We start from the raw sequence: 21880 nt of genomic DNA, 5'->3' as shown, positions 1-21880 counted from the left end.
CAGCGTACCTGGCAGCGAGCTTTAGCGAATACAGTTAATGAACGAGAACAGGTTGGTCGCACACAGCATGTCGGTGATGATGAACACCAGGAGGAACAGGACGATAATGCCCACAACTCCTTCACCCACCTCGGCTTGCGCCAGTTGTTGCTCGAATTCCGCCAGTTCCGAGGGCGTCAGGTTCTGGATTCGTTCTTCGACAACCTCCTGACTCACTCCCATGTCCGCCAGTTTGTCCTTGACCTCCTGCTGCTCGAGCATGTTCAGGAGAGATTCGCGGTCCAGGTCGACACGCTGTTCGGTCAGCAGCTCCCCGGTACCAATCACGTCGGCTGTCGCAGCGGATGACCAAACCGTTGTCATGGCCATGAGGATGGCCAGAAAGAACGATACATGTCTCAGGTTCTTGCGGATTGTCTGCATCTCTCGCTCCTGTTTTTTCGGTTATGGTCTGCTTTCCACGATAGATCAGTGGGTTGATCTGGATCAACTTAATGCTTTGTCATATGCATTTCATAGTTACAGGCTAGGTATGGTTTTCCAGTATCAAAATGTGGACAGACCGGAAGCTTCCATCAGTCGATAACGCCAGTACTTGAGTGTGGATTCATCGGCCCAGGTTTCGTAGGGAAGGCTCATTACCGTCTCACTATCGGGCCCCTGATGCCAGTGTGCTTCGAAGAAACGGATTGCTTTCTGCACCACAGGTGATGAGGCCCTGGAACGCAGATGAACGCTGGTTTCCAGGTTCAGGTCGTCCAGGTTGCGGCGGGTGAAGTTCGCTGAGCCAAGCAGGACGTCCACGGCATCAGCATCGTTTCGTTTAATAAGCAGTTTGCAATGGCATTGCTCACCGCGGGTATGACACCAGCGCACCGATATGCCCGAGCGGACCAGTTCTGCTGCGACGGGCCGGTTGGGAATGCCATTTTTGGCCAGGCCGAAGGCATCGTTGTTCGCATCCAGCAGGACGCGGACCTGAACGCCACGCTGCCGGGCTTCGATAAGGGCATTAATGATCCTGCGGTGCGACAGGTAGAAAATCGCCATGTCGATTTGATCCCCAGAGACTGATGACTCAATGATATCCAGCGCACTGGATAGAATGGCGGACTCTGTCACTACCTGAAGAGTATCCGCGGATGGAGGGGCAGCGAATCCGCCGCTCCAGTTACGGCTGTCAATCATTCGCTCTACTATCCCGGTTTCGGCTCTGGACAGGGCCAGGACGGCCTTTTCACTTTCCAGAAGGCTGGTAATTGCAGGGCCGGTGAAGCTCAACCCGATGTTGCTGTGCCGGCTGCTACCGTCGTGGGGGTTGGCGGAGGTGACCAGTCCTCGTAAATTGTCGCCCTCATCTACCACAATAAGTTTGCGATGATTAGCTTTAAAGTTAGGCAGGGCAAGATAGCTTCGGATGGTTGCAGGGCCTCCACCGAGAGCGTTGGGAAGCCAGCCTGAAGTCGCCGAGTTACCCATCCACTGGCAGCATACCCGCCACCATGCGGACCAGACAGGGTTGCTGTCCCTCAGTCTGGTCAGGTCCGTTTCCACGACCTGAATGCCTGCTTCGCTCAGTCGTGAGAACCATGGGGAGGGGGTGCCACCATAGAAGGTGTTGATCGGATCGGAGACCACGATGATTTGAATATCGGGTTCGGCCAGCTTTCGCTGAATGAGGGCTTCGGTGAGCTGGTGGGCGAGGGGGCGGTGCGTGACCCCTTCCGGTTTGCTGTCGTTGAAAAGGAACATGTCCACCAGAACGAACCGATTGGCCTGGCCAATCAGGCGAAATACCTCGTCAAAGATCTCATGGTCAAGTCGGGTACTACCGTCCGCGCTGTGAATAGTGGTATCGGTCAGCAGTTTTGCGTCGGCCAGGGGTGCTTCCGATCCGCGGTACCCGACACCTGGAGGCAGAGGTTTGAAGGAGTGGTACAGACCGGTACCGATAATAACCAGCACAAACATCGCGAACAGCAACTTCAATGTCATGAGTAAGCTTCCGGGCTCTTAGAGGCAGTTTGTAGAGACTATACTGCACCAGAGGTCCTTTCGTCTTTGCCGAAGAAGGAGGCGTCCGGATGCATTATGACATTTCCGGCCTGAGTGATATCGGTACGGTTCGGAGCTCCAATCAGGATGTTGTGGCCTGGCAACTGGGCCAGGATGGCCGCCAGGCGTTGTTGCTCGTGGCTGACGGTATGGGTGGGTATCACGGTGGTGATATTGCCAGCCGGCTGGCAATGGAGTCAGTCCTGGAAACCATGGCGCCCAGATTACAGGAGCCGACGTCCAGTTATGGCGGGCTAAGCGATGACGCCATACGCATGATTCTGCAGGACTGTGTGACACTGGCCAACGACAGCATCATTGAAGGTCGGGCCGGAGATGCCAGCCTGGACAAGATGGGAACAACCCTGGTGATGGCGTGGGTGATTGAAGGCCGGGGGCATGTGGCTCATGTGGGAGATTCCCGTTGTTACCTTTTGCAGGGCCGTCGTGTAACGTGCCTGACCCGTGACGATACCGTAGTCCAGGATATGCTGGATGACGGCAGTATCGCGGCCATTGATGTGCCGCATATGCCGTTCCGTAATGTGCTGACCAGGGCGCTTGGAGCGCCTTCGTCGATCCGGGCAAGCTATCAATGTGTCAAAATCGGAGTCGGGGACAGGTTGCTTCTGTGTTCTGACGGCCTGACCAATGCATTACCGGATCAGCTATGGCCCGATATATTGGATAAGTACAAGGACACGCATAGCGTGGCAGAGGCAATGGTTAACGCCAGCCTGGACAACCGCGCCGCCGATAACGTGTCTGTTGTTTTATTGACTCGGAATTAGCCGTCGGTGGCGTCAGCGATTCTGAACCAGCTCCGCAAACCGTTTGAGCAGGCCGGTGGCTTCCGGGGTGTCGGCCACCGATGAGATCAGTGCACTGGCGTCCTGGTTTTCAGTTTCAAGATCTGGTGACTGCACGTCCAGATACGCTTTCATGATTTCCGGCGTGAACTCCGGATGGAACTGGACTCCCCACGCGCAATGTCCAATGCGAAAGGCCTGGTGAGGTTCAAACTCATTTTTTGCCAGCAATACAGCGCTTTCCGGAAGTCGAAGAACGGATTGCCGATGAGTCAGTTGCGCCTGAAATTGTATCGGCATCTGCCCGAGGAGTGGGTCCGTTTTGGCGGAATCGAAAAGCTTCACGCCAAAGGTGCCACTTTCCCGACCCTGTGGGTGATAACCCACGTCACCACCGAACGCATGCGCCAGCAATTGGTGTCCATAACATACCCCTAGCAAGGGGATCTGGAGGTTGACCGCGCTGGCAAGCCAGAGGGCGGTTCGCTCGCTCCAGTCTGCTCCCTCGCTGACCATCGCCGGCGAGCCGGTGACGAGTATGCCGTCCCACTGTTCCGGGTGTCCCGGGGATTCTCCTGCCGCTACGTTGACCACGGATATATCCAGCCCCTCGCCCAGCTCCCGGACAAACCAGTGATCGAAATCACCGAACTTTGCCTTGATTGAGGGATACGTGGAACCGGTTTTCACTATTGCCAACCGGGGAATGCTGGGTGCCTGGCTTTTGGGCATGAATCTGATCCCGCCTTGTTCACGTAAAAGATCGTGATCATATCGCACTCTGTGCGAGTTCCATAAGTGTCTTTGTTCATAGGTAAGGCTTTGTAATGAGTTGTAGTTCTGGTGAGCTGCGCACTTTTATGACAAGCGCTTTTGTGTACATTTGATTGATGAATTTTTGACTCAATGGGTGGCAAGAAATGGGTAAATATTTGACGTCTACTGCTCTTCTGGTGTCGGCCATATTTCTGACAGCTTGCGGCAGTAGTGGCAGTTCTTCTGAAAGCGATCACTCCTCAGCGGTGGCCAACAGCTCTGAAGCGTCCCCGGAGAGTCAGAAGGAGGAGGGGATCGAAGAGGCAATCGTGATCGCCGGATGCGAAGTGGACCAGTATCAGGCGGACATGCTTAGCAAAGTAAATGCTGCACGTGCCGCTGCAAGAAGCTGCGGCGCTGAAGAGTTTGCGGCAGCCGAGCCTTTAACCTACAACTGCCCGATTGAAGCAGCTGCCGCTCATCACAGCAATGACATGGCGTCCAACAACTTTTTTAGCCATCTGGGTTCCGACGGTTTACGGGTAGGGGCGCGGGTGACTGCAACCGGTTACGATTGGTCCGTTGTGGGCGAGAATGTCGCCGCCGGGTATGACGATGTGGATACGGTGGTTCAGGCGTGGCTGGACAGCCCTGGCCATTGCCGAAATATTATGGATCCCCGGTTTACCCAGTTCGCTGTTAAGCGGGTGGATGTCAGCTCCGCCGATTACGATAATTACTGGACCCAGGTTTTTGCCACTGCGAAGTAACATCGTGCCGTAATAAAAAAGCCCTGCAGCTCAATTGAGCTGCAGGGCTTTTTTATGCGGAGTTGAATTACTCGGGCAGTTCTGCGTTGTGGTAAACGTTCTGCACGTCGTCCAGGTCATTGAGCATGTCGAGGAACTTCTCGAACATTGCCACATCATCACCTTCCACCGGGGTGGAGGTCTTGGGCAGGAACTGGATCTCGTCCACTTCAAAATCAATACCCTCGATCGCATCCACCAGAGCCTGCTTTGCTTTGGCGTACTCGGTGTTGGGGGTGAAGATGGTGATTAGGCCGTTTTCATTCTCAATGTCCGTGACATCAACATCCGCTTCCATCAGGGCTTCCAGCACCGCTTCCTCATCGTCGCCTTTAAAAGCGAAGATGGCGCAGTGATCGAACATGTGCGCCACTGCGCCAGGGGTGCCGATTTTGCATTTGGTCTTGGTGAATGCCAGGCGGACATCACCGAACGTCCGATTCGGGTTATCAGTGAGGCAATCGACGATTACCATGCAGTTGCCGGGGCCGTACCCTTCGTATCGGGCCGGTGAATAGTCCTCGCCGGCGCCACCCTTTGCTTTATCGAGGGCTTTGTCGATAACGTGTGACGGCACTTGATCCTTCTTGGCCCGGTCAATCAGTCCGCGCAGGGACAGGTTGCCGTCAGGGTCGGTACCTCCGGACTTGGCGCACATGTAGATCTCGCGCCCGTATTTACTGTACACCTTGGTTTTTGCCGCAGCCGTTTTGGCCATGGAATCTTTACGGTTTTGGTAGGCTCTGCCCATTGCGCTGCCTCTTTATATCGTTCGGAAAGAGCTGGATTTTACTCAACAAGCGGGTCCGGTTACAGGCTTTCTTTCTACTTCTTTGGGCAGCTACTGGCCTGGCACGCTGGTTAGCGTTAGTAAACGGGCAGGGGAGGGAGAGGTGTCGAGGACAGATCAATGGGGACAGCAGCATGGCTGCTGTCCCCCATCTTATACCAGCCGGACTTATGCCTCGGCGGCTTCACTCCGGTTGCAGGTCTGTTGGCCCCGGCTCAGCAACTGCTTCTCAATGGCAGTTGCCAGTTCCGCGCCATCGACGATGTAAGCGGGGTCGTCTGTCATTCCGAGAACTCTTCTGATCCACGGAGTTTCAGTCACATTCACCCGGAACGTCAGCTTGGGGACGAATTGATAAGTGACATCGTCCTTTTTCCAGGTCACGACTGGAGCCCTGTGAAGGTGCCCGGCCGGGTCCCGCTGTTCCTGCTGGCTGTATTCATTCTGCCAGCCAACGTGCAGGTCCGTGACGCCGGTGTTAATTTCCATTGCCCGTTCCTGGGTAAGTCCAATCAGTCGGTTCGTATTGATGCTCATATCAGAGCCTCCTTTTAAGAGAAAAAAACAAAAACAAAACCCTATGGCTGCTTTTTGTTGTCAGGAGCCTTCCTGGCCCCGCTCTATTGTGTGAACAACTGTACACAGGTATTGGAGGAAAAGAATAGTCGAAATAGATGCGGAGGCCTGATTTGACAATGCGGATACTACCTATCGCCTGTTCGGCAGGGCCCTCGAAGCGTTTACCATGCTGTGGCACGATCATGGGGACATCCATTCCCGAACCATGTTGACCCAGAGGCGGCAAACTTTATTGGATGCGATGTAACGCCGGTGAAAACCGATCATGTCAGGAATATGCCTGTCAAAGTCGCCTACCGGGAGATGGTCATCGGCGCCGCCATCCGGAATGCTGACGATTCGGCCAAAGACAGATCCGGCGAGCTCATTGGTGACATAGCTGAATACCCGGCCGGGAGTGGCCGGATATTGCAATGCGCGGAGAGTACAAAAATGATGAGGGGGGATTATTGCGTCAGGTCAATCAACTGATATTTATCAACCCTTCTGCAGTGTGCTGTTGCTCAGGCCAGTTTGGGGACTCGCTTGATGCCTTTGCGAATGCCTTGTTCCAGAGCTGCGCTGACCACCTTACCGGTAAAGGGAACAATGTCCTCGAAGGTGATGGTGTAGTTCACCCGGGTTCCGCCTTCACCTGAATCTTCAAAGCGGATACGCCCCATGTGGTTGCGGATCGGGCTCATGCTGGTGATGGTGTATTCAATCAGGGAGTCCGGTTCGAAGCCGATCACGGTCTCTTCCAGGCTCAGTGGGCCAATGCCGATTTTGCGAACGGAGCCGATGCCATTGGGGTCTGCCTGGTCGCTGTCCTGAATGCGCTTGACTGGTGCACCCAGCATTTTACCGAAACGACCGTGGTCGGCGAACAGTGCAAAAACCCGGTTACGGGGGACGTCGAAGGTTTCATCTATTTCAATGGTATACATGGCCATGGAGTCTCTCTTTCCAGTAATAGTTGCTGTCGGATTACGGCTTCGCCTAATCCGACCTACACTCATTATTTATTCGGCACCGATTCTTCGTAGGTCGGATTAGGCAAAGCCGTAATCCGACAAACTATTGTCAATGGACACTAGCCTATCGCTCCGGAGGCTACAACAAAAGTCGTAGTTGTCAGCAGTCCATATCTTGGCCTGAATCACACGGTGTTTGAGGGGCAGCCTCTAGTGGCGGCTGGTGTGCCGATAGTCCCTCGGAGACTGCCCCATGACTTTCTTGAACAGTCTCGAGAAGTAATAGGAATCGTCATATCCCAGGCGCCGGCTGATATCCGCAAAACTCAGGCTGGTGGTATCCAGCATCTGGCAGGCCCTCTCCACTTTCAGGTGCAGGAAATGCTGGATAGGGGAAGTGCCGGTCTGCTCCCGGTAGCGTGTGGCAAAGTGGGCCGGAGACAGGCCTGCAAGGTCGGCCAGTTGCTCCAGTGATACCCGCTCGTCCAGATGTTCCCTCATATAGTTGTGAATGGTATCCAGTTCTGCTTTACGTTCATGGCTGGTTTCGTCGGCGTTCAAAGGTACGGCGGCCAGTAACTGGCGCAGTCGGTTGGCGGCGTGGATCAGCCCCCGGGTGCGGAACCCCGTCTGCCTTACAGACAGTAAGCCATTGAAGTCCACCAGTAAGCGCGGTTGGCGGCCGAGATGTCTTATCCGGGTGTCGTCAAAACCCATGTAGTGACGGAAATCCTCGGCCAGCGGTCCGGTGTAATGTACCCAGTGAATCGTCCAGGGATTGTCCGGGTCAGCGGTGTACCGGTGGGATGCGCCTGCGGGCAGTAACAGCAGGTCACCGGCTTCCACGGTGTAGGGCTCTCCCTCGACGTTCAGAAAGGCTTTGCCCTCGGTGCAGTAAATCAAAAGATTGTCTTGGTGGTGCTCCCGGTGCATGTGATGCCCCGTCGCCCGCCGGTAGTGGCCAAACGCCAGCGGGTATAGGTCCCGGGTCAGGGGATAGGTAGACAATAGTCGTATGATTGGCGCGGGCACCACATAGCGAATGCTGTCTGCCGGTACCGGCCACTGGGAGGTCTGAGTCATGAGCGTTCCGATTTAATCGTGCGTGATCGAAAGATAATCCATCACGAACGAAATTTAGTCAATCGGTGCGGTCTGAATTCCTGTGCTAGCATCAATTCAAACATGGTCGTCGACCCGAAGGTCGGGCGGCCCCCACGTACAACAACAAGCAGGGAATATATGATGAAGAACGTACCTCTGTATCTCGCCGGTGAATTTGTTCAGAGCCAGGCCAGTGACTGGATCGAAGTCACCGATCCCGCAACCAACGAAGTGATTGCCAAGGCGCCGTGCACCACGGACGCGGAAATGCGAAAGGCCATCGACAGTGCCGGCGAAATGTTCAAGACCTGGAAAGAAGTGCCGGTTTCCGAGCGTGCCCGGGTCATGCTGCGCTACCAGGCGCTGCTGAAAGAGCACCACGACGAGATTGCCGAAATTCTGTCCCAGGAAACCGGTAAGACCTTTGAAGATGCCAAGGGGGATGTCTGGCGTGGTATTGAAGTGGTCGAACACGCAGCCAACGTTGCCTCTCTGATGATGGGCGAAACGGTCGAGAACGTGGCGCGGGAGGTGGATACCCATTCCTGGACCCAACCGCTGGGCGTGTGCGCCGGTATTACCCCGTTCAATTTCCCGGCCATGATCCCACTGTGGATGTTCCCCATGGCCATTGCTTGCGGTAACACCTTCATCCTCAAGCCATCTGAGCAGGATCCGTTGACGCCGATGCGTCTGGCTGAGCTGTTTGAGGAAGCGGGCGCGCCCAAGGGCGTCCTGCAGGTAGTTCACGGTGGTAAGGAACAGGTCGACGTGTTGCTGACCGATCCAGCCATCAGGGCGGTGTCCTTCGTGGGTTCTGTTCCCGTCGGTCGTTACATCTACGAAACCGGTACCCGCAACATGAAGCGTGTACAAAGCTTTGCCGGTGCCAAGAACCATATGGTGATCCTGCCGGATGCCGACAAGCAGCAGGTGATTAATGCTCTGGTAGGCGCCTCAGTTGGCGCGGCGGGTCAGCGTTGCATGGCCATCTCGGTTGCGGTGTTCGTGGGCGAAGCGCAGCAGTGGATTCCGGAATTGAAGGAAGCCATGGCAAAGGTTCGTCCGGGTGCCTGGAACGATTCCGGTGCTAGCTACGGCCCGATCATCAGTGCCAAGGCCAAGGACCGGGTAGAATCCCTGATTGCTACCGGTGAAGCACAAGGCGCCAATCTCCTGCTGGATGGTCGCGGCTGCACGGTGGATGGTCTGCCGGATGGTAACTGGGTGGGCCCGACACTGTTCTCCGGTGTCACTACCGAGATGGATATCTACAACGAGGAAATCTTTGGTCCTGTCCTTTCCTGCATGGAAACGGACAGCCTGGGTGAGGCCATTGAGCTGATCAATAAGAGCCCGTACGGCAACGGTGTTTCCATCTTCACCAATTCCGGTGGCTGTGCCCGTCGCTTCCAGCACGAGATTGACGTGGGTCAGGTGGGTGTGAACATTCCCATTCCGGTGCCTATGCCGTTCTTCTCGTTCACCGGCTGGAAAGGCTCTTTCTACGGTGACCAGCATGCCTACGGCAAGCAGGCGGTGCGTTTCTATACCGAAACCAAGACTGTAACCTCTCGCTGGTTCTCCAAAGAGGCAACAGCGACGTCTGAAGCGAACTTCTCGATCCAGCTGCGTTAACAGCGTTGAGGGTGGGTGTTTGGGCCGGAACCCGTTTCCGGCCCCTTGTTTTTCCCCTGACAACAAGCCTCTCAGACTGGAGCGTAACGATGGACTTTAACCTGACTGAAGACCAGCTGGCGTTTCGTGAGGCGGCCCGGGCGTTTGCGGAGAAATCCATGGCGCCCCACGCTGCCCGGTGGGACGACGAGCATGTCTTTCCGAAAGACGTGCTGAAAGAAGCTGGTGAGATGGGCTTTATGGGCATGTATACCCCGGAAGCCCTTGGTGGGATGGGGCTTTCACGGCTGGACACCTCGGTGATCGTGGAAGAACTGGCCGCGGCCTGCCCATCCACTGCAGCCTTTATCACCATCCACAATATGGCTACCTGGATGGTGGCCAGCTTTGCCTCAGACGACCTTAAGCAGGAAATCGTACCGAAACTCGCCAGTGGCGAGTGGCTGGCTTCCTACTGCCTGACCGAGCCGGGTGCCGGCTCTGATGCGGCCAGTTTGAGGACCAAGGCGGTCCGGGATGGCGACAGCTATGTCATCAATGGCAGCAAGGTGTTTATCTCCGGAGCTGGCAGTACCGATATCCTGGTGTTGATGGCCCGCACCGGTGACCCGGATTCCGGGTCAAAAGGTATATCCCCCTTTGTGACCCCCGCCGATGCCGATGGCATTTCCTACGGCAAGAACGAAGAGAAAATGGGCTGGCACAGTCAGCCGACCCGTATGGTCAGTCTTGAGAACGTTCGCATTCCCGCCAGTAACCGGGTGGGCAATGAAGGTGATGGATTTGCCATTGCGATGAAAGGTCTCGACGGCGGTCGCCTGAACATTGCCACCTGTTCCCTGGGCGGCGCCCAGGCAGCCTTGCTGCGGGCACGCAACTACATGCACGAGCGCGAGCAGTTCGGCAAACCCCTGGCGGCTTTCCAGGCGTTGCAATTCAAGCTGGCTGATATGGCCACCAGTCTGGTGGCGGCACGACAGATGGTACGTCTGGGCGCTTTTAAGCTGGATAGTGGTGATCCCGAAGCCACACTGCACTGTGCCATGGCCAAGCGGTTCGCCACCGACGCCTGCTTTGACGTGGTGAACGATGCCCTGCAACTGCACGGTGGCTACGGCTACATCCGTGAATATCCGCTGGAACGTTACCTGCGGGACCTGCGTGTGCACCAGATTCTGGAGGGCACTAACGAGATCATGCGCCTGATTGTCGCCCGTCGCCTGCTCGACGACGGTGTGGCGGAAGCTATTCAATAAAAACCGCAAGAACAATGGGAGAAACAACATGAGCGATCTGATTCAGCTCGAAAAACGCGGACACATTGCGGTACTGACCATCAACAATCCGCCGGCGAATACCTGGACCGGGGGGTCCCTGGCTTCGTTGACGGCAACGATCCGTGAACTGAACGAAGACCGTGACATTTTTGCCCTGGTGGTGACCGGCCAGGGGGAGAAATTCTTCTCCGCCGGTGCCGACCTGAAGTCCTTCGCGGACGGTGACATAGCCCGTGCCAACCAGATGGCGCAGGCATTCGGCGAGGCCTTTGCCGCATTATCCGGATTCCGCGGCGTATCCATTGCCGCGGTAAATGGTTATGCCATGGGCGGCGGCCTTGAATGCGCCATGGCTTGTGACATTCGCATTGCCGAAGAGCATGCCCAGATGGCGCTGCCGGAAGCCGGCGTTGGCCTGTTGCCCTGCGCCGGTGGTACCCAGAACCTGCCCTGGTTGGTGGGTGAAGGCTGGGCCAAGCGGATGATTCTGTGTGGCGAGCGGGTCAAGGCTGACAAGGCTCTTCAGATCGGACTGGTGGAAGAGGTGGTTCCCACTGGCCAGGCTCTTGATAAAGCCCTGGAGTTGGCGGAAATGGCCTGCAAACAGAGCCCGTCGTCCACCGCCCGCTGTAAGACGCTGGTAATGAGCGCCCGTGATGGCCGCAGCCATGACGATGGCTGGCGCATGGAACGGGAACTGTTCATCGAGCTGTTCTCCACCGAGGACCAGAAAGAAGGCGTGAACGCTTTTCTGGACAAGCGCAAACCGGAATGGAAGAACCGTTGATATGACTGGTCAACCGATGGTTTTCGAAGAGTGGCACACGGCCGACGGCAGTCACATTGCCGTGGCCCGGCTGAACATGCCGAAGGCGCTCAATTCCCTCTCGCTGGAAATGATCCGGCTGCTGACGCCGCAGCTCAAGCGTTGGGCGGAAGACAGCAGCATTTGTGCGGTCTGGCTGGAAGCCGAGGGCGACAGGGCATTCTGCGCTGGTGGAGACATCGTGGCTCTTTACCGGAGCATGACCGAACCCAGGGGTGCCGGTGTAGGAGCGAATGAGGGCGCCACGTTCTTCGAGGAAGAATATGAACTGGACTACCTCATCCACACCTTCCCCAAGCCTGTTGTGTGCTGGGGCCATGGCATCGTCATGGGTGGTGGTATGGGCATTATGGCGGGTGCGTCCCATCGGGTGGTCACCGAGGGCTCCAAGCTGGCCATGCCCGAGAGCAGCATCGGTCTGTACCCTGACGTAGCTGCCGGTTGGTTTCTCAACCGTACACCGGGCCGTACCGGGCTGTTCCTGGGACTGACCGGTGCCCGAATGAACGGCGCGGATGCACTGTTTGTAGGGCTGGCGGACCGTTTTATTCGGCACGATCTCAAGTCCGGGGTGGTGGATGCTCTGAAACAGCGAAACTGGCAGGACCAGGACAGTCACGCAGTGGTCAGCAGTGTGTTGAGGCCGTTCGAACAGCAAAGTGCCGATGCACAACCGGAATCGCCAGTACGCGACCATTTCGATGAGATCAACCGGGTGACCGACGCCGATACTCTGGAAGAGGTCATCGCTCAGTTGAGCGAACTGGCCGGTGGCGACGGCTGGCTCGCCAAGGCAGCAAAACCACTGGCGACCGCTTCGCCTACTTCTCTGGCTCTGTGTTGGCGACACCTGAATAACGTTCGTCACGACAGCCTGAAAGAAGTGCTGGACAAGGAACTGACGCTCTCCCGCAATTGCCTGACAAAAGGGGAGTTTGCCGAAGGTATCCGCGCACTGTTGATCGACAAGGATCAACAACCCCGCTGGCGTTATGCTTCGCTGACGGAAATGGACAGCGCCTGGATTGACGACTTTTTCACCCGATAGTGGTTGTCGGATTACGCTTCGCTAATCCGACAATGAGCTGACGCTGGGCTTCAGGTCCGCCGGCACAGGCGGACCTTACCAATCGAATACAACAATAAGGGGAAGAGATATGGCAACGATTACTTTCATTGGCCTCGGCAACATGGGTGGCCCCATGGCGAGCAACCTGGTCAGGGCCGGACACGACGTCACCGTATTTGATCTTTCAAAGGACGCCGTCGCGGCATTGGTTTCCGAAGGCGCAAAAACGGCCGACACCGCCCACGAAGCGGCCAGGGGCGCCGAATGCGTGATTACCATGCTACCTGCCGGCCAACATGTGGAAGCAGTGTACCTGGGTGACGATGGCCTGCTGGCCAACCTGCCGGCGGGCACCCTGGTGATTGATTCATCCACCATTGCGCCGGAAACCGCTCGCGGTGTGGCCGAAGAAGCCAAAGCCCGCGACATTCCGTTCCTTGATGCTCCGGTGTCCGGCGGCGTTGGCGGCGCCAAAGCCGGCACCCTGACGTTCATCTGTGGTGGTGCGGAAGAGACCTTCAGCAAGGCCAAACCGATTCTTGAGAGTATGGGCAAGAACATCTTCCACGCCGGTGATCATGGCTCCGGCCAGGTGGCCAAGATCTGCAACAACATGATGCTGGCGATTCTGATGGCTGGCACCAGTGAGGCCCTGGCGCTGGGTGTGAAAAATGGCCTGGATCCGGCTGTGCTCTCTGAAATTATGAAGCAGAGCTCCGGTGGCAACTGGGCGCTGAACGTCTACAACCCCTGGCCGGGGGTGATGGAGGGCGTTCCTGCCTCCCGTGGCTACGAGGGTGGCTTCCTGGTGAACCTGATGAACAAGGACCTGGGGCTGGCTTTTGACAACGCCGTGAAAAATCACGCTGCCATTCCCATGGGGTCCCTGGCTCGTAATCTGTTCGAGTTGCATGCAGGGCAGGGTAATGGAGCACTGGATTTCTCCAGCATCCAGCGGTTGTATCGCCCGGAAGACAAGTGATTGGTAGCCGCCTCCGAACTCTGTGAACCGGGGGCGGTTACCGTTCAGAAAGATCCCCTGACACGCCCGGGAATCTCACCTATCCTGACTGAATACCAGACATTAAGCAGCCAGGGAGGATTGTCTGCCCATGATCCCGAACACCATGAAAGCCATGGTTCTTACCGGTCACGGTGATATCGACAAACTCGAATATCAGGACGTCACCACCCCGAAGCCCGGCACGGGAGAGGTGCTGGTTCAGGTTACTGCAACCGCCAAGAACAACACCGATCGTAAGGCCCGTGAAGGGCTTTATCCCACCAGGAAGGGTGAGATGAAGTCTTTCCAGATGGGCGGTAAGCCCACGCTGGTTTTTCCCAGAATTCAGGGAGCGGATATTGCTGGCCGAATTGTCGCTGTGGGCGAAGGTGTTGACGAGGAAAGAATCGGTGAGCGGGGGCTGCTGGATTTCAACATCTACGCCAATGATCGCCGCGACATCAACCTGACGCCAGACTATTACGGGCACGGCGCTGATGGGGGCTACGCCGAATACGTGGCCCTGCCCTCTGACCAGTTTTACTCTATCCCCAATCCGGGGCTGGCGGATGCTGAAGTGGCGTCCATGGGTATGTGTTCCTACCAGACCGCCATGCACATGCTAACCGCCGCACATATCAGGGCAGGGGAGCGGGTGCTGGTCACCGGCGCCAGCGGCGGTGTGGGCACCGCGCTGATTCAGTTGTGCCGCATTATGGGGGCGATTCCCTATGCGCTGAGCAAGCAGGACAAGGCTGATTCGCTGCTCGCCCTTGGAGCGGAAGCGGTGCTGGACCGTTCCGATATGGACAGCTTTGTAGAGAGAGTGAAGGCGGAAACCGGAGGTAAGCCCTTCGACGCGGTGATGGATCTGGTCGGCGGTGAGATGACCGACCTTTTTATAGACACCATGATCTTCGACATGAATGCCCGCGATACCTACCCGCGTCTCAGCATCGCCGGTGCCAGTGGCGGCAATATCAGCGAGATCCTGTGGACCCGTATCTACCTGTACCAGGTACAGATATTCGGCGTTTCCCACGGAACCCGGGAGGAAGCGGAGCAACTCGTGGCATGGATTCGAAACGGACAGCTCAGACCTGTCCTGCATGGGGCTTTCAGGCTATCGCAACTCCATCAGGCCGAGCGCTATTTTGTAAACCGGGGTAGTAATTATCTCGGTAAAATCGTCATTGTTCCTGATTCTCAGTGGGAGGAACACGGCAAACACTGGTCCCTGGAGAACGACTGATGAAGTCTGAGCTGACGATTCAACTGATGGATACTCATGCTGGCGGCGATGTCAGCCGCATTGTGACCGGCGGCATTGATGCGTTACCAGGTGACACGGTCCGGGCCCAGATGGAATACCTGCGGGACGATGCCGACGGGCTGCGGAAACTGTTGCTGGAAGAGCCCTATGGTATTCCGGAGATGTCGGTGGATTTGCTGGTCCCGGCAACGGACCCGGAAGCTGTTGCCGGGTACATCATCATGGAAGTCATGGGCTACCCGATCTATTCCGGGTCCAACACCATTTGCACCGCCACGGCGGTTCTGGAAAGTGGCATAGTTGCCAAGAAAGAAGGCCGTCAGAGCTTTGTGCTGGAATCGCCGGCCGGGCTGGTCCGTATCGACGCCACTGTGGAAAACGGAGTGGTGGAAACCATCACCTGCGAGGGTCTTCCCAGTTACATTGATACCTACCAGGCCACCATAGATGTACCCGCAGTTGGCCGGGTGACCTACAGCGTGGCCTACAGCGGGGGCTTCTATGCGCTGGTCGATGCCACCGATTTAGGGTTTGATCTGACCCTGGATGAAGAGCGCAAACTTGCCGAGACGGCCTACGCCATCGTAGAGGCGATTCAGGCAGAGCGGGGCTTCTCTCACTATGCCCTCGGTGATGTTGGTCCGTTGCCGTTTCTGCACTTTATGGGGCCGGTGGAGCATGTGGCGGATGGGTATTACCGTTCGCGCTCGGCCACTTATGTACATCCGGGGGTGATTTGTCGCAGCACCACCGGTACTGGCACGTCTGCCCGCCTGGCGCTGATGAATCTCCAGGGCCGTATCAAACCGGGGGATCGGCTGGAAACAGTATCACTGCGGGAGACTGGCTTTATTGGGGAATTCACCGCCGTCAGGCAGGAAGGCGATCACCAGGTGGTGGAGAATAGCATCACCGGCAAGGGTTATGTGATTGCCCGCTCCGACATTGTGGTGAACTGTGAGGACCCCATGGTGGAGTGCGACGGGCTGCGCCACATACTGACCAGCAGCCACCCTTCCTGACGGCTTCTAAGCAGTCTTTTTCACATGCAATATTCGCCTAAAGTTTACCTTTACGTAAACAAGACCCTGTGATAAACCTAGAACTCAGCATTCAACGATAAAAACAACAGGAGTTGAGAATGAGCCTCCCGGAATACGCAACGGTTTATAACAATTTTGATGCCGCCGCTCTGGAAGCGGAGATCCTGGATGGACGCCTGGATTCCGGGCTGAATGTATGCCACGAAATCTGCGACAAATGGGCAACGGACCCACAGAGGGTGGCGCTTTACTATGAGAAAGAGGGTGGTGGCGATGGCACCCTGACCTTTGCGGAGCTGAAAGAGAAATCCGCTCGCTTTGCGAATTACCTGAAATCCCGTGGTATCGGTAAGGGCGACCGGGTAGCAGGTCTGCTGCCGCGCAGCCCCGAGCTGCTGGTGGTGATTGCCGGTGCCCTGCGCGCAGGCGCAGTATACCAGCCTCTGTTTACCGCCTTTGGCTCCGGGGCTATTGAGTATCGTCTGGAGCGTGCGGACACCAAGCTGGTGGTGACCGATCCAGTGAACTATCCGAAACTGAACGATGTGAAAAACTGCCCGCCGGTGTTGTGCCTGGCGGCTCAGCAGGCAGGTTCGGATATTCCCGATTTCGAGCAGACTCTGGCGGAGCAGTCCGCCGAGTTTGAGCCTGTGATGGTTAAGGGCACGGACCCGTTCCTGCAGATGTTTACCTCCGGTACCGTCGGCAAGGCCAAGGGTGTAGCTGTTCCTGCCCGGGCGCTGATGGCTTTCTACGTTTACATGAAATACGCCATTGACCTGCGTGACGACGACACATACTGGAACGTGGCTGATCCGGGGTGGGCCTATGGCCTGTATTACGCGGTGGTCGGGCCACTGCTGATGGGCCACGCGACCCATTTCAATCCGGGGGCTTTCACCCCGGAATCCACCTACGACATGATTCGCAAATACAAGATCACCAACCTGGCGGCTGCGCCCACGGCGTATCGCTTGCTCAAGGCCAATGATCATGTGTTGCCGGAAGGCGAGAATCTCGGCCTGCGGGTTGCCAGCAGCGCTGGCGAGCCACTGAATCCGGAAGTGGTTAACTGGATCAGGAACCGTCACTACTGTCCGGTCAAGGATCATTATGGCCAGACCGAAACCGGTATGACCTGCTGCAACTTCCATGGCCTTGAGCATCCGGTACGCCAGGGATCCATGGGGTATTCGTCCCCTGGTCATAAAGTGGTGGCCCTGAACGAGAAGAACGAAGAAGTCGGTGAAGGCGAGATCGGTCAACTGGCGGTGGATGTAAAAGCGTCGCCACTGTTCCATTTCGACGGCTATACCTGGGGTGAGAAAGACCCGTTTGTGAACGGTTACTACCTGACTGGCGATATGGTGATCTGCCATGGCGACGGCGGTTTCTCATTCAGTGGTCGCGATGACGATATCATTACCACGGCCGGTTATCGGGTCGGCCCGGCAGACGTTGAAAGCACCCTTCTGGAGCATGCAGCGGTTGCCGAATCCGGTGTCGTTGGCAAGCCTGATGAGAAGCGTGGATCCATCATCAAGGCCTATGTGGTGATCAAGAGCGGCCAGGAGCCGAGCGAGGATCAGGCGTTGAAGGACGAGCTTCAGGAACTGGTTCGCCGCCGGCTCTCCACCCATGCCTATCCCCGTGAAATAGAGTTTGTGGACGAGCTGCCAAAGACGCCCAGCGGCAAGATTCAGCGGTTTGTGCTGCGTAATCGTGCGAAGGATGAAGCTGGCGCATGATCATCACGTTTGAGGAACTACAGGACTTCCTGGATGAACAGTTTCCGCAGGGGGCCGCTTATGGCTCGCTGCAGAAACTTGGCGACGGCTGGGCCGAGATGAAGCTGGAGGTGGATGAGGAGCATCTGCGCCCCGGTGGAACCGTGGCTGGCCCTGCCATGATGGGGTTGGCAGACGTCACACTGTATGCCGCGTTGCTCAGCAAGATTGGCCTGGTACCGCTGGCGGTGACGACGAATCTCAATATCAACTTCCTGCGCAAACCGGTCGCCCATGCCCCGATATGGGCCAGGGCAACCATGTTGAAGGTGGGGCGCACAATGGGCGTTGGCGAGGTCTTCGTCTACTCTGAGGGTGTCGAGGAGCCGGTGGCTCATTCCACCATGACCTACTCCATTCCACCCAATCGGTAACGCCATGCAGATTCGTGATATGTCGGTGCCGTTGGGTGAAGGCGTGGCACTTCAAGTCCGGCGAATCCGCCATCAAGTGAGTGCTGGCCCAACCCTGGTTTTTCTGCACGAATCCCTGGGCAATATTGCTCTGTGGCGAAAATTCCCAGAGAAACTGGCCAGGGCATCAGGGCTGGATGCACTTATCTACGAACGCCGGGGTTACGGTCTGTCCACGGATGAAGTGCTTCCCCGGCCATACGCCTATCAGGAGGAGGAAGGTTCTGTCTGGCTGCCGCGTTTGCTGGACGAACTTGAGCTGCAGGAAGTCATTCTGATTGGCCACAGTGACGGCGGCTCCATCGCTCTGATAGCGGCCGGAGCACTCGGTGACCGGGTGAAGGGGATGATCACAATGGCCGCTCATACCTGGGCGGATCATTTGACCGTCTCCGGAATCCAGGAGATGCAGATCCGCTATCGGGAAGAGGGGTTGCGTGAGAAGTTGCTGCGCCACCATGGCGAACGCACCGATGACATCTTCAATGCCTGGCATACCATCTGGCTGGACAAGGGGTTCCAGGAATACATGGATTTCAGCCGTTGGCTGGACGCCATCCAGTGCCCGTCTATGATCATTCAGGGTGAGGATGACGAGTACGGCGTGCCAGAGCAGGTGACAGCGATTGTCGAGGGCATCGGCGAGTCGGCCACACCGGTTTTTCTGCCGGAAACCGGGCACTCTCCGCACCTTGAACATCCTGAGGAGATGGTGCATCTGGTGTGCGAATTTCTGGGCGGTCTGAGCGCTAAAAAATCTACAGATTAATATTGACGTTTACGTATACGTTAACCTAATCTGTGACTATCGTTTTCATGTACAACAATAACAAAAGGTGGGATGTCACCATGAGTGACCAGTTCGTACTTGAGACCCGCGGCCTTGTAAAAGAGTTTAAAGGCTTTGTCGCAGTAGACGACGTGAACCTCAAGGTTCAGCGTGGTCATATCCATGCCCTGATAGGGCCCAACGGTGCGGGTAAGACGACCGTCTTCAACCTGTTAACCAAGTTTCTCCCTCCCACTCGTGGCACGATCCTTTTCAATGGCAAAGACATCACGTCGCTGAAATCCGCAGCTATTGCTCGCAGGGGTGTGGTCCGTTCCTTCCAGATTTCGGCGGTTTTTCCCCACATGACCGCACTCGAGAACATCCGGGTGGCGCTTCAAAGCTTTGAGGGGAACAGCTTTCAGTTCTGGAAATCCGGCCACAGTCTGAACAAGCTGAACGAGCGCTGCATGGAGCTGCTGGATTCTGTCGGACTCACCGAATTTGCCAATACCACCACCGTTGAGCTCGCCTATGGTCGCAAACGTGCCCTTGAACTGGCCACCACGCTCGCGATGGAGCCCGAATTGTTGCTGCTCGACGAGCCGACCCAGGGTATGGGGGGCGAAGACGTGGAGCGTGTGGTGGAGCTGGTACGCAAGGCCGCCGAAGGACGGACCGTGCTGATGGTTGAACATAACCTCGGGGTGGTCAGTAAATTGTGCGACCGAATTACCGTACTGGCACAGGGTTCAGTGCTGACAGAGGGTGAGTATAAGGAAGTCTCCGAAGATCCCCGGGTGCGGGAAGTCTACATGGGCAGTGCCAACACCACTCAGGAGGCCGTCGAATGAGTCAGGGGTCGGATAAGGAATACGAACAGCTGAGAGTTTCCGGGCTTCATGCCTTCTATGGCGAATCCCACATCCTTCACGGTATCGACATGGTGGTGCACCGTGGTGAGCTGGTGACTTTGCTGGGGCGCAACGGGGCAGGGCGGAGCACGACGTTGAAGGCCATCATGAACATGGTCGGGCGTCGCACCGGCTCAATCATGATCAATGGCAATGAAACCATGACCTGCCAGCCTCACCACATTGCCAGATTGGGAGTCGGGTATTGCCCCGAACACCGGGGCATTTTTTCCGCACTCAACGTCCAGGAAAACCTGACTCTGCCCCCTGTGGTACGCAGTGGTGGCATGAGCCTGGAAGAAATCTACAGCATGTTCCCGAATCTATACGAGCGACGCTTCAGCCAGGGCACAAAGCTGTCCGGCGGTGAGCAACAGATGCTGGCCATGGCGCGTATTCTCAGAACCGGTGCGAATATGTTGCTGCTGGATGAGATCACCGAGGGCCTGGCTCCGGTGATTGTCGAGAAACTGGGGGAGGTGCTGGTCAAGCTCAAGAACAAGGGCCTGACCATCGTCCTGGTTGAACAGAATTTTCATTTCGCCGCACCACTGGCGGACCGTCATTACGTGATGGAACACGGCCAGATTGTGGAGGAAATCAGTGCAGACGAGCTTGAGGCCAAGCAGTCGGTACTGGATAGCTATCTGGGCGTTTAAGGCCCGGAGAACAAGAGAGCAAATCAACAACCAAAACCCGATACAACCAACGCAATGACAACAACAGTAGCGGAGATACAACAATGACAATTATGAAAAAGCTCCTCACAACAGCGATTGCTTCAGCCATGATGGTCGGGAGCGCCCAGGCTGACATTTCTGATGACACTGTAAAAATCGGTTACCTGGCGGACATGTCGGGCACCTACCGTGATCTGGCCGGTCCCAATGGTCTTAAAGCCCTTGAGATGGCCATCGCTGATTTCGGCGGTAAAGTAAACGGTGCGAAGATCGAGGTGGTCAGCGCTGACGACCGGAACAATCCGGATTCTTCTTCCAGCACGGTACGCCGCTGGCTGGAGAATGAGAATGTGGACCTGGTCGCCGGCATGGTTGCTTCCTCCGTCACCATTGCAGTGACAAAACTGCTGGAAGAGAATGACGGCCTGGGTATTGTCTCCGGTTCCGCTGCTTCCAGCATCACCAATGAGCATTGCACCCCGAACCATATCCACTATGTCTACGACACCTATCCGTTGGCTAACGGCACTGCGAAAGCTGTTGTCCAGGAGGGGGGCAAGGAGTGGTTCATCCTGACGGCGGATTATGCCTTTGGTCACGCCCTGGAGGGGGACGTCACCCGGGTTGTTGAAGAGAACGGTGGTAAGGTGATCAAAACCGCCCGTCATCCGTTCCCGACATCGGACTTCTCCTCCTATATCCTGCAGGCACAGTCATCCGGTGCGGATGTGGTCGCCCTGGCGAATGCCGGCTCTGATACCACCAACGCCATTACCACCGCCGGTGAATTTGGCCTGACGCAGTCCGGTCAGACATTGGCGGCGTTGCTGCTCTTCCTCACCGATGTACACGCACTGGGTGTGAATTCTGCCCAGGGAATCCAGTTGACCACCGGCTGGTACTGGAACATGAATGAAGAAGCCCGCAAGTGGGCCGACCGTTTCATGGACGAGACCGGTGTGCGTCCGACCATGGTGCACGCGGGTATCTACTCCAGCACCATGCAATACTTGAATGCCGTGAAGGCAACCGGCTCGGACGATACCCAGACCGTACGCAAACAAATGATGGATACGCCCATCAACGATATGTTCGCCACCAATGGCCGGATTCGTGAAGACGGCCGCATGGTTCATGACATGTACCTGGCGGAAGTGAAAACTCCGGAAGAGTCCGAGAACGAGTGGGATCTTTACAAGATTGTCCGCACTATCCCGGGAGACGAGGCCTACCGTCCGCTTTCCGAGAGCAAGTGTTCACTCGTTTCCAAGAACTGAGGTATTGACCAACGGTTCGCCCCGCAACCCCGGCGGGGCGAACTCTGGAACCTGCA

Annotated in this window: 22 protein-coding genes and 1 pseudogene; 15 read left to right on the top strand and 8 right to left on the bottom strand. The window is 56.5% G+C overall.

All coding sequences use genetic code 11. The features are described from left to right. Positions 1–21: 21 nt before the first annotated feature. Both MARLIPOL_RS13125 and MARLIPOL_RS13120 read right to left on the bottom strand, forming a co-directional pair. Positions 22–423, bottom strand: coding sequence for a PA2779 family protein (locus tag MARLIPOL_RS13125; protein ID WP_012138666.1), 402 nt, complete (start codon positions 421–423; stop codon positions 22–24). A 123-nt stretch (positions 424–546) separates the two neighbouring features. Further along, positions 547–1995, bottom strand: a complete 1449-nt coding sequence (locus MARLIPOL_RS13120) for a phospholipase D-like domain-containing protein (protein ID WP_012138665.1) — start codon at positions 1993–1995, stop codon at positions 547–549. A gap of 89 nt (positions 1996–2084) precedes the next feature. Here MARLIPOL_RS13120 and MARLIPOL_RS13115 point away from each other — a divergent pair, with 89 nt between their 5' ends. Then, positions 2085–2846 carry a PP2C family protein-serine/threonine phosphatase gene (locus MARLIPOL_RS13115; RefSeq protein WP_012138664.1) on the top strand — a complete coding sequence of 254 codons (762 nt, stop codon included), beginning with the start codon at positions 2085–2087 and terminating at the stop codon, positions 2844–2846. A 12-nt stretch (positions 2847–2858) separates the two neighbouring features. Here the strand turns inward: MARLIPOL_RS13115 and MARLIPOL_RS13110 are convergent, their stop codons facing one another. Beyond that, on the bottom strand, positions 2859–3596 hold the full coding sequence (locus tag MARLIPOL_RS13110) for a glutamine amidotransferase (protein WP_012138663.1): 738 nt from the start codon (positions 3594–3596) through the stop codon (positions 2859–2861). Positions 3597–3784: 188 nt separating this feature from the next. On the opposite strand from MARLIPOL_RS13110, the gene MARLIPOL_RS13105 reads away from it, so the two are divergent. Next, positions 3785–4390, top strand: a complete 606-nt coding sequence (locus MARLIPOL_RS13105) for a CAP domain-containing protein (RefSeq protein ID WP_012138661.1) — start codon at positions 3785–3787, stop codon at positions 4388–4390. Positions 4391–4457: 67 nt separating this feature from the next. On the opposite strand, the gene MARLIPOL_RS13100 is transcribed toward MARLIPOL_RS13105, so the two are convergent. The 5 genes and pseudogenes from MARLIPOL_RS13100 to MARLIPOL_RS13080 form a co-directional block, all read right to left on the bottom strand. Further along, complete coding sequence (locus tag MARLIPOL_RS13100; RefSeq protein ID WP_012138660.1) at positions 4458–5180, bottom strand: YebC/PmpR family DNA-binding transcriptional regulator; 723 nt, start codon at positions 5178–5180, stop codon at positions 4458–4460. A gap of 207 nt (positions 5181–5387) precedes the next feature. Further along, a complete protein-coding gene (locus tag MARLIPOL_RS13095; RefSeq protein WP_012138659.1) occupies positions 5388–5756 on the bottom strand; it encodes a hypothetical protein in 369 nt (122 codons plus the stop codon). Between the two features lie 190 nt (positions 5757–5946). Beyond that, positions 5947–6122, bottom strand: a pseudogene (locus MARLIPOL_RS18825) (oxygen-binding di-iron domain-containing protein); the annotation flags it as partial. Between the two features lie 179 nt (positions 6123–6301). After that, the gene (locus MARLIPOL_RS13085; protein ID WP_012138657.1) at positions 6302–6730 is read right to left on the bottom strand and encodes an SRPBCC family protein; all 429 of its coding nucleotides are present in this window, start codon (positions 6728–6730) and stop codon (positions 6302–6304) included. Positions 6731–6961: 231 nt separating this feature from the next. Next, complete coding sequence (locus tag MARLIPOL_RS13080; RefSeq protein WP_012138655.1) at positions 6962–7834, bottom strand: AraC family transcriptional regulator; 873 nt, start codon at positions 7832–7834, stop codon at positions 6962–6964. A 159-nt stretch (positions 7835–7993) separates the two neighbouring features. Between MARLIPOL_RS13080 and MARLIPOL_RS13075 the strand changes: the two genes are divergently transcribed. The 13 genes from MARLIPOL_RS13075 (at position 7994) to MARLIPOL_RS13015 (ending at position 21824) form a co-directional block, all read left to right on the top strand. Next, positions 7994–9493 carry a CoA-acylating methylmalonate-semialdehyde dehydrogenase gene (locus MARLIPOL_RS13075; protein ID WP_228677620.1) on the top strand — a complete coding sequence of 500 codons (1500 nt, stop codon included), beginning with the start codon at positions 7994–7996 and terminating at the stop codon, positions 9491–9493. 89 nt (positions 9494–9582) lie between these two features. After that, positions 9583–10749, top strand: a complete 1167-nt coding sequence (locus MARLIPOL_RS13070; RefSeq protein WP_012138653.1) for an acyl-CoA dehydrogenase family protein — start codon at positions 9583–9585, stop codon at positions 10747–10749. A gap of 28 nt (positions 10750–10777) precedes the next feature. Further along, positions 10778–11557 carry an enoyl-CoA hydratase gene (locus MARLIPOL_RS13065; RefSeq protein WP_012138652.1) on the top strand — a complete coding sequence of 260 codons (780 nt, stop codon included), beginning with the start codon at positions 10778–10780 and terminating at the stop codon, positions 11555–11557. 1 nt (position 11558) lies between these two features. Further along, entirely contained in the window at positions 11559–12644 is a 1086-nt protein-coding gene (locus MARLIPOL_RS13060) for an enoyl-CoA hydratase/isomerase family protein (protein WP_012138651.1), read from the top strand. A 109-nt stretch (positions 12645–12753) separates the two neighbouring features. Next, positions 12754–13647 carry a 3-hydroxyisobutyrate dehydrogenase gene (mmsB, locus tag MARLIPOL_RS13055; protein WP_012138650.1) on the top strand — a complete coding sequence of 298 codons (894 nt, stop codon included), beginning with the start codon at positions 12754–12756 and terminating at the stop codon, positions 13645–13647. A 130-nt stretch (positions 13648–13777) separates the two neighbouring features. Further along, entirely contained in the window at positions 13778–14920 is a 1143-nt protein-coding gene (locus MARLIPOL_RS13050; protein ID WP_012138649.1) for a zinc-binding dehydrogenase, read from the top strand. Then, positions 14920–15963 (top strand): proline racemase family protein, encoded by a 1044-nt coding sequence (locus MARLIPOL_RS13045; RefSeq protein WP_012138648.1) that lies wholly within the window; start codon positions 14920–14922, stop codon positions 15961–15963. Before MARLIPOL_RS13050 ends, MARLIPOL_RS13045 begins: the two co-directional genes overlap by 1 nt. A 119-nt stretch (positions 15964–16082) precedes the next feature. Next, positions 16083–17732, top strand: coding sequence for an AMP-binding protein (locus tag MARLIPOL_RS13040; RefSeq protein ID WP_012138647.1), 1650 nt, complete (start codon positions 16083–16085; stop codon positions 17730–17732). Further along, positions 17729–18145 carry a PaaI family thioesterase gene (locus tag MARLIPOL_RS13035; RefSeq protein WP_012138646.1) on the top strand — a complete coding sequence of 139 codons (417 nt, stop codon included), beginning with the start codon at positions 17729–17731 and terminating at the stop codon, positions 18143–18145. The genes MARLIPOL_RS13040 and MARLIPOL_RS13035 overlap by 4 nt, the downstream gene beginning before the upstream one ends. Positions 18146–18149: 4 nt before the next feature. Further along, a complete protein-coding gene (locus MARLIPOL_RS13030; RefSeq protein WP_012138645.1) occupies positions 18150–18953 on the top strand; it encodes an alpha/beta fold hydrolase in 804 nt (267 codons plus the stop codon). Between the two features lie 80 nt (positions 18954–19033). Next, positions 19034–19807 carry an ABC transporter ATP-binding protein gene (locus MARLIPOL_RS13025; protein ID WP_012138644.1) on the top strand — a complete coding sequence of 258 codons (774 nt, stop codon included), beginning with the start codon at positions 19034–19036 and terminating at the stop codon, positions 19805–19807. Continuing rightward, the gene (locus MARLIPOL_RS13020) at positions 19804–20526 is read left to right on the top strand and encodes an ABC transporter ATP-binding protein (protein ID WP_012138643.1); all 723 of its coding nucleotides are present in this window, start codon (positions 19804–19806) and stop codon (positions 20524–20526) included. Before MARLIPOL_RS13025 ends, MARLIPOL_RS13020 begins: the two co-directional genes overlap by 4 nt. Positions 20527–20609: 83 nt before the next feature. Continuing rightward, positions 20610–21824: an ABC transporter substrate-binding protein gene (locus MARLIPOL_RS13015; RefSeq protein ID WP_012138642.1), complete on the top strand. Its 1215-nt coding sequence runs from the start codon at positions 20610–20612 to the stop codon at positions 21822–21824. Positions 21825–21880 lie beyond the last annotated feature (56 nt).

The organism is Marinobacter lipolyticus SM19, assembly GCF_000397065.2.
Classification (GTDB): Bacteria; Pseudomonadota; Gammaproteobacteria; order Pseudomonadales; family Oleiphilaceae; genus Marinobacter; species Marinobacter lipolyticus.
This window is presented reverse-complemented; position numbering and strand designations above follow the sequence as displayed.

Excerpts from the sequence above, each read along its gene's own strand:
- MARLIPOL_RS13095 (WP_012138659.1), bottom strand. The coding sequence starts at position 5,756 with ATGAGCATCAATACGAACCGACTGATTGGACTTACCCAGGAACGGGCA.
- MARLIPOL_RS13040 (WP_012138647.1), top strand. The coding sequence starts at position 16,083 with ATGAGCCTCCCGGAATACGCAACGGTTTATAACAATTTTGATGCCGCC.
- MARLIPOL_RS13085 (WP_012138657.1), bottom strand. The coding sequence starts at position 6,730 with ATGGCCATGTATACCATTGAAATAGATGAAACCTTCGACGTCCCCCGT.
- MARLIPOL_RS13050 (WP_012138649.1), top strand. The coding sequence starts at position 13,778 with ATGATCCCGAACACCATGAAAGCCATGGTTCTTACCGGTCACGGTGAT.
- MARLIPOL_RS13060 (WP_012138651.1), top strand. The coding sequence starts at position 11,559 with ATGACTGGTCAACCGATGGTTTTCGAAGAGTGGCACACGGCCGACGGC.
- MARLIPOL_RS13065 (WP_012138652.1), top strand. The coding sequence starts at position 10,778 with ATGAGCGATCTGATTCAGCTCGAAAAACGCGGACACATTGCGGTACTG.
- MARLIPOL_RS13110 (WP_012138663.1), bottom strand. The coding sequence starts at position 3,596 with ATGCCCAAAAGCCAGGCACCCAGCATTCCCCGGTTGGCAATAGTGAAA.
- MARLIPOL_RS13075 (WP_228677620.1), top strand. The coding sequence starts at position 7,994 with ATGATGAAGAACGTACCTCTGTATCTCGCCGGTGAATTTGTTCAGAGC.
- MARLIPOL_RS13030 (WP_012138645.1), top strand. The coding sequence starts at position 18,150 with ATGCAGATTCGTGATATGTCGGTGCCGTTGGGTGAAGGCGTGGCACTT.
- MARLIPOL_RS13035 (WP_012138646.1), top strand. The coding sequence starts at position 17,729 with ATGATCATCACGTTTGAGGAACTACAGGACTTCCTGGATGAACAGTTT.
- MARLIPOL_RS13105 (WP_012138661.1), top strand. The coding sequence starts at position 3,785 with ATGGGTAAATATTTGACGTCTACTGCTCTTCTGGTGTCGGCCATATTT.
- MARLIPOL_RS13120 (WP_012138665.1), bottom strand. The coding sequence starts at position 1,995 with ATGACATTGAAGTTGCTGTTCGCGATGTTTGTGCTGGTTATTATCGGT.
- MARLIPOL_RS13125 (WP_012138666.1), bottom strand. The coding sequence starts at position 423 with ATGCAGACAATCCGCAAGAACCTGAGACATGTATCGTTCTTTCTGGCC.
- MARLIPOL_RS13080 (WP_012138655.1), bottom strand. The coding sequence starts at position 7,834 with ATGACTCAGACCTCCCAGTGGCCGGTACCGGCAGACAGCATTCGCTAT.
- MARLIPOL_RS13100 (WP_012138660.1), bottom strand. The coding sequence starts at position 5,180 with ATGGGCAGAGCCTACCAAAACCGTAAAGATTCCATGGCCAAAACGGCT.
- MARLIPOL_RS13115 (WP_012138664.1), top strand. The coding sequence starts at position 2,085 with ATGCATTATGACATTTCCGGCCTGAGTGATATCGGTACGGTTCGGAGC.
- mmsB (WP_012138650.1), top strand. The coding sequence starts at position 12,754 with ATGGCAACGATTACTTTCATTGGCCTCGGCAACATGGGTGGCCCCATG.
- MARLIPOL_RS13025 (WP_012138644.1), top strand. The coding sequence starts at position 19,034 with ATGAGTGACCAGTTCGTACTTGAGACCCGCGGCCTTGTAAAAGAGTTT.
- MARLIPOL_RS13015 (WP_012138642.1), top strand. The coding sequence starts at position 20,610 with ATGACAATTATGAAAAAGCTCCTCACAACAGCGATTGCTTCAGCCATG.
- MARLIPOL_RS13045 (WP_012138648.1), top strand. The coding sequence starts at position 14,920 with ATGAAGTCTGAGCTGACGATTCAACTGATGGATACTCATGCTGGCGGC.
- MARLIPOL_RS13070 (WP_012138653.1), top strand. The coding sequence starts at position 9,583 with ATGGACTTTAACCTGACTGAAGACCAGCTGGCGTTTCGTGAGGCGGCC.
- MARLIPOL_RS13020 (WP_012138643.1), top strand. The coding sequence starts at position 19,804 with ATGAGTCAGGGGTCGGATAAGGAATACGAACAGCTGAGAGTTTCCGGG.